The 1,939-nt window shown below is 39.8% G+C and carries 1 protein-coding gene and 1 pseudogene; one reads left to right on the plus strand and one right to left on the minus strand.

Annotated elements, in window-relative coordinates; translation table 11 throughout:
• Positions 1-2: 2 nt before the first annotated feature.
• Positions 3-1,403: a PEFG-CTERM sorting domain-containing protein gene (locus DYY66_RS15285; RefSeq protein ID WP_166287288.1), complete on the minus strand. Its 1,401-nt coding sequence runs from the start codon at positions 1,401-1,403 to the stop codon at positions 3-5.
• A gap of 92 nt (positions 1,404-1,495) precedes the next feature.
• Between DYY66_RS15285 and DYY66_RS06655 the strand changes: the two are divergent.
• Positions 1,496-1,939: pseudogene (locus tag DYY66_RS06655) on the plus strand (glycosyltransferase family 39 protein); the annotation flags it as partial.

Raw genomic sequence — 1,939 nt, forward strand, 5'->3', positions numbered from 1 at the left:
GGTTAGATCTTCAATTTCAAGCCAGACTTGGCTGACACTACAATAATTGAGACAAGTGACAAGACAAGCACGATTGATGCAAGTGGGCCAAATTCTGGAACAAACGTGGTGCTCTTTGAGAAGTCAATAGTATGGTTTCCACTTGTACCTTCTTGCCACACCATGTATACGGTATTGTCTAATGTAGCCATTTCATTTTCATATGATTCTGTCTTGGAGTGGCTCAAGTTTGTCGGACTTTCAAATGTTGTACCGCCATCAGTACTTTTTGTAATCAAAATGTCAAATTTTCCAGGAGTGCTGTCAACCCAGCTTACATAGACATTTCCATCTGAAACAATTTTTGGCCATCCAGATGCACCAGGGTTGTTGCTCAAGTTTATGGGTTTATCAAAAGTGTCTCCGCTGTTACTGCTTTTTGCAAGAAATATGTCATAATTTGTGTCAGAAATAGTCTGTGTCCATGTCACATAGATATTATTTTTCCATACAGCAAACTGCGGATATCCTGAATCACTTTGTTGATGACTAACATCGATAGGCTTTGCAAATGTTTCTCCGCCATCAGTGCTCTTTGTGAAAAATATATTATAATTTCCTGAGGTGTTGTCCATCCATACTGCATAGACATCATTCCCAGATACTATGATCTCAGGGGTTCCAGATTGTCCTGTAGTAGTGCTGATGTCAATTGGAATATGAAATGATGCACCAGAATCACTACTTTTGCTCAAGAATACCTCATAATCTCCCCTGCTATTGTCTTCCCATGCCAAATAGACTTGGTTCCCATCCGAGTATAGTTTTGGAATTCCAGAATTTCCCATGTTATGTGTTACATGTAACGGAGTTCCAAATGAATTTCCAGAGTCATCGCTTTTTGCAAATATTATATTAGTTGAATTATCACCAGACTTTTCAATCCAAGAAGCATACACATGGTTCCCAGATAGTGAAACTTGTGGAAATGCAGAAAGTTGCAGTCCATCGCTTAGTTGAACTGGTTTTTCAAAACTTGTTCCGCCATCAACACTTTTTGCCATCAATATAGTGGAAGCGCCAGAAAGTGAGAGCTGCCATGTAACGTAAACGTGATTGTCTTTTTCTACAAATTGCGGATAGAGTGATTGTCCCTTTGAAGATCCCGATACATCAACTGGAGTACCAAACGTATATCCTCCATCCGTACTCTTTGCAAATAAAACATCAGACTTGCCAAGACTTGTTTGCGTCCATACTGCAAAGACTCCATCTCCTGAGACAAATATGTGAGGTAAATCAGAATCTCCCGTAGTGCTGATACTTGAAGCATTTGTAAAACCTGGTTGTTCAGCATGAGCAAAAGTTGGTCCAGCACCTGCAAGTACAGACAAACCGATAATCATCGCAACTAGTGCTTTCACGTGTATAACGTACATTTCTGGTATAATATACATTCAGGAAAATACCTGGTACAGCATCCAAAATAAAGGGAACCAGTTTCCGTATGGAAGCATTGAGTCTAAGACTTGGCTCCGATAATTATCATCGTATTCTCATCATATCCATACTAGCAATCTCGGCTTTCACACATCTTTGGAATGCATCTGGGTTTCCAGATATTTTCTTTGACGAGGGAGTTTACATGCATAGGACAATGCACGTGTTAAAGGGCCTCGGTCCAGAAGAGGGAGCATATTATGACCATCCATTTTTTGGACAGATCTTTCTTGCAGGAGTACTTGGTGCCATTGGATGGCCACACTCGTTGAATCTTTCAAATGGAATAAACTCGATATCAACTATTTACCTGATACCAAGAATCCTCATGGGATTGTTAGCAGTTGCAGATACTTTTCTTGTCTATAAGATTGCAGGTAAACGTTATGGCAAAAATGTTGCGCTAGTTTCTGCTATATTGTTTTCAGTGATGCCCATAACTTGGATCTTTCGAAGAATT

Source organism: Candidatus Nitrosotalea sp. FS (assembly GCF_011319475.1).
Lineage (GTDB): Archaea > Thermoproteota > Nitrososphaeria > Nitrososphaerales > Nitrosopumilaceae > Nitrosotalea.